At 38.1% G+C, this 6,000-nt stretch carries 10 protein-coding genes; 5 read left to right on the top strand and 5 right to left on the bottom strand.

Going from position 1 to position 6,000, the window contains the following annotated elements:
- Positions 1 to 86 precede the first annotated feature (86 nt).
- The 3 genes from ACTF6W_RS03865 to ACTF6W_RS03855 are packed head-to-tail and all read left to right on the top strand — an operon-like array spanning position 87 to position 1,840.
- Complete coding sequence (locus ACTF6W_RS03865; RefSeq protein WP_438993226.1) at positions 87 to 878, top strand: hydroxyacylglutathione hydrolase; 792 nt, start codon at positions 87 to 89, stop codon at positions 876 to 878.
- 29 nt (positions 879 to 907) lie between these two features.
- A complete protein-coding gene (locus ACTF6W_RS03860) occupies positions 908 to 1,207 on the top strand; it encodes an SCP2 sterol-binding domain-containing protein (protein WP_438993225.1) in 300 nt (99 codons plus the stop codon).
- 54 nt (positions 1,208 to 1,261) lie between these two features.
- Complete coding sequence (locus tag ACTF6W_RS03855) at positions 1,262 to 1,840, top strand: hypothetical protein (RefSeq protein WP_438993224.1); 579 nt, start codon at positions 1,262 to 1,264, stop codon at positions 1,838 to 1,840.
- 47 nt (positions 1,841 to 1,887) lie between these two features.
- Here ACTF6W_RS03855 and ACTF6W_RS03850 read toward each other — a convergent pair whose 3' ends face one another.
- A complete protein-coding gene (locus ACTF6W_RS03850; RefSeq protein WP_438993223.1) occupies positions 1,888 to 2,184 on the bottom strand; it encodes a hypothetical protein in 297 nt (98 codons plus the stop codon).
- Between the two features lie 110 nt (positions 2,185 to 2,294).
- On the opposite strand from ACTF6W_RS03850, the gene ACTF6W_RS03845 reads away from it, so the two are divergent.
- Positions 2,295 to 2,474 carry a hypothetical protein gene (locus ACTF6W_RS03845; RefSeq protein ID WP_438993222.1) on the top strand — a complete coding sequence of 60 codons (180 nt, stop codon included), beginning with the start codon at positions 2,295 to 2,297 and terminating at the stop codon, positions 2,472 to 2,474.
- Here ACTF6W_RS03845 and ACTF6W_RS03840 read toward each other — a convergent pair.
- Positions 2,453 to 3,100 (bottom strand): hypothetical protein, encoded by a 648-nt coding sequence (locus ACTF6W_RS03840; protein WP_438993221.1) that lies wholly within the window; start codon positions 3,098 to 3,100, stop codon positions 2,453 to 2,455. The two genes, ACTF6W_RS03845 and ACTF6W_RS03840, sit on opposite strands and share 22 nt — an antisense overlap.
- 82 nt (positions 3,101 to 3,182) lie before the next feature.
- Positions 3,183 to 3,389 (bottom strand): 30S ribosomal protein S21, encoded by a 207-nt coding sequence (gene rpsU, locus ACTF6W_RS03835; protein ID WP_438993220.1) that lies wholly within the window; start codon positions 3,387 to 3,389, stop codon positions 3,183 to 3,185.
- Positions 3,390 to 3,566: 177 nt separating this feature from the next.
- Here rpsU and ACTF6W_RS03830 point away from each other — a divergent pair, with 177 nt between their 5' ends.
- A complete protein-coding gene (locus tag ACTF6W_RS03830) occupies positions 3,567 to 4,226 on the top strand; it encodes a COQ9 family protein (RefSeq protein ID WP_438993219.1) in 660 nt (219 codons plus the stop codon).
- Here the strand turns inward: ACTF6W_RS03830 and ACTF6W_RS03825 are convergent, their stop codons facing one another.
- The gene (locus ACTF6W_RS03825) at positions 4,227 to 5,306 is read right to left on the bottom strand and encodes a 5-(carboxyamino)imidazole ribonucleotide synthase (RefSeq protein WP_438993218.1); all 1,080 of its coding nucleotides are present in this window, start codon (positions 5,304 to 5,306) and stop codon (positions 4,227 to 4,229) included.
- A gap of 1 nt (position 5,307) precedes the next feature.
- Positions 5,308 to 5,799, bottom strand: coding sequence for a 5-(carboxyamino)imidazole ribonucleotide mutase (purE, locus tag ACTF6W_RS03820; protein WP_438993217.1), 492 nt, complete (start codon positions 5,797 to 5,799; stop codon positions 5,308 to 5,310).
- Positions 5,800 to 6,000: the final 201 nt, after the last annotated feature.

Raw genomic sequence — 6,000 nt, 5'->3', positions numbered from 1 at the left:
TAGCGCCCCCGGTGAAGGGACATGCCTTAATTTAAACCTTCCAAAAAGTCGGCTCGTATGAACCTAAAAATGATTAGGGGTTATACATGATTGTTAAACAGCTATACGCCGATAACCGATTAAGAAACTTTCATTATCTTATCGCTTGTGAAAAAAGCCGTGAAGCCATGGTCATTGACCCGCTAGATGTAGATCGCTGCCTTGACGCTGCAAAAAAAAATAATTTTAAAATCACAACCATACTAAATACGCATGATCATTGGGATCATATTGGCGGAAATGAAGAAATTAGAGAAAAAACGGGCGCCACGCTTTTTTCACATACCGGTGCAATGGGAAAAATACCTAATGTTGACAAAGGTTTAAATGCCGGTGATCAATTAAAAATAGGCAGTTCCGTTTCTTTCAAAGTTTTAGACACGCCAGGTCATACCGACAGTCACATATGCTTATTATCAGACGAAAAAACACCTTCTTTATTTTGCGGTGACACTATGTTTAACGCCGGCGTTGGTCATTGTAAACTCGGTGGAAATCCAGATGATCTTTTTAATACATTTGATCAACAACTTTCAAAATTACCTAATGAGACAAAAATATATCCCGGTCATGATTATATCATTAATAATCTTGAGTTTACTTTAGACCGTGAACCCAATAATGAATCCGCAAAAAGCTATTTAAAAAATTTGGAAAAACAAAGTCCTCATGATGCATTTATTTCCACAATGAAAGACGAAAGAAATATTAATAGCTTTCTCAGATTAAAAAATCCTGCCATTATTAGCGAACTTAGAAAGTCATTTCCCGACCTGCCGGAAAACCCTTCCGAAAAGGAAGTTTTTATAGCCTTAAGGGAATTGAGAAATAATTGGTAAAATTGGACAATTATCTAAAGGATAAGAAAATGAGCCTTGAAAACAATACAAAACTGATCATAGAAAAAACGGCCGGTGTTACGGATTTAAATAAAAAAGTAAAATTTGACCTTACTGACGAGGGAGTAATTCATATTGATGCAACAGTAACCCCGCCATCCGTATCCAATAATGATCTAGATGCAGATGTGACGTTTGTATTATCTCAGGAAAATTTTGAAGGACTAATTGATGGATCTTTAAATCCACAAATGGCGTTCATGATGGGAAAGTTAAAAATTGAAGGCGATATGGGCCTCGCTTTAAAGCTTGCCGACATATTCGAATAACGATATAAGGTTTCGTAATTTATTCTCTGTATTTATTAATAAGGAAGGACCATCATGGACCTCAATAAATTAGGATTGCATATCCACGAAATTAGAAACCAATTTACGTATGTTGAAATTGGTGTTGGATTATTAAATCAATCCCTCGAAAAAGGTAGCGTACCGGGTGTATTTTATGCTCTACAATCTATTTTCCAATCTGCTTCACAAGTATCGCGTACTCTCTGGGCTCCTCGTAAAAAAGGCCGTTCGCGTTCTGATGAAATACGTAAATTTCTAGGCATTCCAGATGATCACCCTTTAAACAATAAAGATATTCAAACTCTTTTTGATTTTAGTGATGAAGCCAACGAAGAGTGGATCAAGAAAACTGCTGGAAAATATATTCTAATGGATTATGTCGGTGATCTAGGCGCAAGTGATCATAAAGACGTAGAAATTGAAAATGTATTTAGGTCATTTGATACCAAAGGGAAGATTTATGTTTACCGTGGTGTTGGCTTTCAACTTGAAAATGTTATGACCACACTAAAAAGCATTAGTGATGCTGTGAATAAGGCACATTACCATCTTTTCCCAGAACAGTGGGTTGAGCCACCAGAAGGTGAAGACGACGACGCTGATTATAAATAAGCGCGGTTGGATAAACGTTTAAGAGCAGGGCTATAGGCTCTGCTTTTTTATTTGAAAGTCGAGATCGAATTCATAATTGTTATGCCCGCACGACCTATAATAAACATCGATGAATAAACAACTATCAAGTCCCAACTTTTAACCTCATAGCCATTATTGACAATACCTCCCAAGGCAAGCAACAGCAAAAACAGGCCTAGATACTGCGCGACAGTCAATATAAATTTCACACTCTTTCTGATACGTTTTTCACGCGACGACATTGGTTTGACTTCTTTAATGCCGCGCTTACGGTCCGCTACTCTTTGTCGGAGCGGTTTACGAACTTGATGATCTTTTTTCATACTTTTTCCTCAATACGCACTTTAGATTAAAGAATTACCAAATATACTTTTCTATTTATAAAAATCAGAGTATAGAAAGTTCAATAACAATATTCAAATAGGATATTACAATGTCATCATATAATGTCACATTAAAATCTGATCTTAAACACGGCACCTTCTATTGGGTCACTCAAGTAAATGCAGCAAGTGAAGAAGAGGCAGTAACCGCTGCGGAACATCTATTCCTTGAGCAACTAAACGGCTCGGAAGAATGGGATTTTTCAGACTATGATGCTGAGAAATTATAACGCGCTTTTTTCTTATCCGGATACCAAGGGCCACTCCATTCATTGGCTGGAATAATTTCCGCTCGCGCACCATTTTGATGGAACCATGAATCAACCACAAAGTGCCCGCTACCACCAATATTTTTTTCAAGCCCAATTTCATGGATTGTGGCGGTGCTATGTGGATAACTTAAGTCATTGAAATTACGTCTTAAATGTTGCCCTAAAGTATGTAATTTAATAATACCGTCTCGCCTTAATAAAAATAAATAACTTGTTGTATTAAACGCCTCATCAATACAGTCCATTTGCCCCTTAGTACTAAAATTGAGCACAACGGCGCGTGCTTTATCATTATCGGTACCTGTTTTAGGGCCGATAAATTGTTCAATTTGCGCAATTGCTAATGAAATTCTTTGTCGTTCTTCTTTAGGAGATTCGGGAGCCGGTATAAAAATGTCCTTCACTTTTTGCCACTCTTGATCCGTTAATCCGGTTTTCTGGTATGTTTTGCAACCATACCCTGAACATACACCAAACCTTTTATGGCTTTTCAAGTCCTCCGCATGCCCAACCAATTTCTCATTGGATGTTGATGCGCACCCCATCAAAGTGATTGATATAATAAAACTTAGTATTTTCTGCATACTTACCTGGTCAAAAATTTATAAAAAAAAGCCGCCACTCAAATTAGAGGACGGCTTTTTAATTCAAAAGAACGTTAAAAGCTTAAACAGCGCCGTCGCGTTCGAGACGTTTACGGTCAAGTTTACGGGACCTACGAACTGCTGCTGCATTCTCACGAGCCTTCTTTTCAGATGGCTTTTCGTAAAAACGTCGCATTTTCATTTCGCGGTATACCCCTTCGCGCTGAAGTTTTTTCTTCAAAGCACGTAGAGCTTGATCAACGTTATTATCGCGGACAATAACCTGCATGGTTACAGTCACACTCCTTTCTAGTTTGTGTTATTCAAAAAAACATTTGTCTTTAAGAACGGGCTTTCTAACAAAAACTAGAGGATAAGTGAAGTCTTTTGTCAATTTTACACGTTTATAAGAGTTTTTTGACCCTTTTTGCTTTACCAATATGAATTTCATAGCCATATATAGGATATGACTAGTAAAAAAACTGAAAAAACACCTGATGATTATCGTGAGTCGTTATTAGACGCCGTTATGCCACATATTGCATTTGATGGCTGGACCAAAAAATCTTTAAATCTTGCCGCAAATGACATCGGCATTGATCCAAGGGTCGTGGATCTCGCCTTCCCCAATGGGGCAATCGATATGATTGCTCTTTATGCGCAGCAATGCGACATTCAGATGCTAGAAGTGATTAAAGACAGCAGTTTTGAAAAACTTAAAATACGTGAGAAAATCACAACGTTAGTCAGAACGCGCATTGAATTAGAACAAGAAAATAAAGAAGCTTGTAACCGAACTGTTCCTTTCCTTGCGCTACCGCAAAATTACTTTCAAGGATTGAAAATTTTATACCATACCGTTGATCTTATGTGGAAAGCCATTTCAGATACATCCACAGATTTCAATTATTATACAAAACGAATGACTTTGTCGGCTGTTTACAGCAGTACATTTTTATATTGGCTTGGTGATGAAAGCGAAGATCATAATGATACTTGGGAATTTCTTGATCGACGTATCGAAAACGTGATGCAAATTGAAAAAGTAAAAGCCAAATACCGTGACAAACAACCTGACCTAGCGGGTATTTGGCGAGCTCTCGGTAAAAAAAGATACGGTAGTTAATTAACCAATTGAAGGAAAAAGCCGGGTCACATGCCCCATTTTTCGACCAGGTCGGGATTCATTTTTCCCATAATGATGAACACTGGCACCTTTTTCTTTTAACAATTCATAATATTGAAAAATATCATCGCCAATTAAATTTGTCATTCGAGCTTCACCGCTAAACTTAACGCACCCTAATGGTAAGCCGCAAACAGCCCTAATATGTTGTTCAAATTGACTGGTGGGACAAGCTTCAATCGTCCAGTGTCCCGAATTGTGTACACGCGGTGCAATTTCATTAACCCGTAATAGTGGTCCATCTTTTGACACAAAAAATTCAACCGTCAGTACACCAACATAATTTAATTCATTAATAATTTTTGTCGCTTTATCAATGGCGTCATTTAAAATTTCATCTTCAACCTGCGCTGGTGCAATTGATAAATCAAGAATATGATTTTTATGATTATTTTCAACTGGCGAAAAACAAACAACTTCACCGTCCTGGCCGCGCGCCGCAACAACTGAAACTTCTATATCAAATGGAATAAACCCTTCGATGATTATACTATCATTATTGAGCTGTTTCCAGGCAGACGACAAATCATCTTCATTTTTAACGATGGCCTGTCCCTTACCGTCATAACCTAGACGCCGTGTTTTTAAAACCGCAGGATATCCAATATCCTTTAAGGCTTCTTCCGCTTCCTCTAATGTACTTACATCTTTAAAGGGAGCGGTTTCTATTCCTAAGTCGTTGATAAATTTTTTCTCAGTTAATCTATCTTGAGAAACTTCGAGTACTTTTGCATTAGGAAATACATTAATCACACCCGTTAAAACATTCACAGTTTCCACAGGAATGTTTTCAAACTCGTAAGTCACAACATCCACTTTGTTAGCAAATTCAAGCAAAGCTTTTTTGTCATCGTAGTCGGCATGCGTTACGGCATTACATACTTGTTCCGTCGGCCCATCAATTTTATTTGTGAATACGTGAACTTTAAAACCCAATTCGGCAGCAGCAAGTGCCATCATACGACCAAGTTGGCCACCGCCTAACATTCCAATTGTTGATCCGGGAGCAAGTGTCTTCATATTAATCTACTGGTATTTCCGCGACAGCGTTCGTTTGTGTTTTACGCCAATTCTCTAGAGATGCCGATATTTTTTCATCATTTAGTGCAACGATCGACGCCGCCATTAATCCAGCATTCTTTGCGCCCGCTTGACCGATGGCCAATGTTCCCACTGGCACACCGCCTGGCATTTGTACTATTGATAAAAGACTATCCATTCCTTTTAAAGCCTTACTTTCAATAGGAACGCCTAAAACGGGAAGCGGCGTCATTGACGCTGCCATACCTGGCAGATGGGCAGCCCCACCTGCGCCTGCGATAATGACTTGAAGTCCTCTTTCTTTAGCAGATCGTGCATAATCATAAAGACGGTCTGGTGTTCTATGTGCAGAAACAATTTTGCATTCGTGAGCCACACCTAATTCATTAAGTACATCTGAGGCATTTTTCATAATATGCCAATCAGATTGACTACCCATGATAATCCCTACTTGTTGTTTATCTTCACTCATTTTCTGCCTCTAAAATTATTCAAAAGGAAGCCTTAACATTTCAAGAAAAGGGATTATAGCGATCTAGATGAGATAGGCAAGTTTCCAGTGGTATTAAGATTCCCTGAATGTTATCATTATTTGTTATAGTTACTAATAGTATGTAGAATAGATTGAAACTACTACGATATGTTGCATCTATAGCAATGGATTTTATTAATC

Origin of the sequence: Pseudemcibacter sp., from assembly GCF_965661635.1 — a bacterium.
Classification (GTDB): domain Bacteria; phylum Pseudomonadota; class Alphaproteobacteria; order Sphingomonadales; family Emcibacteraceae; genus Pseudemcibacter.
Note: the sequence above shows the minus strand (reverse complement) of the source record. Positions and strands in the feature narration are given on the sequence as shown.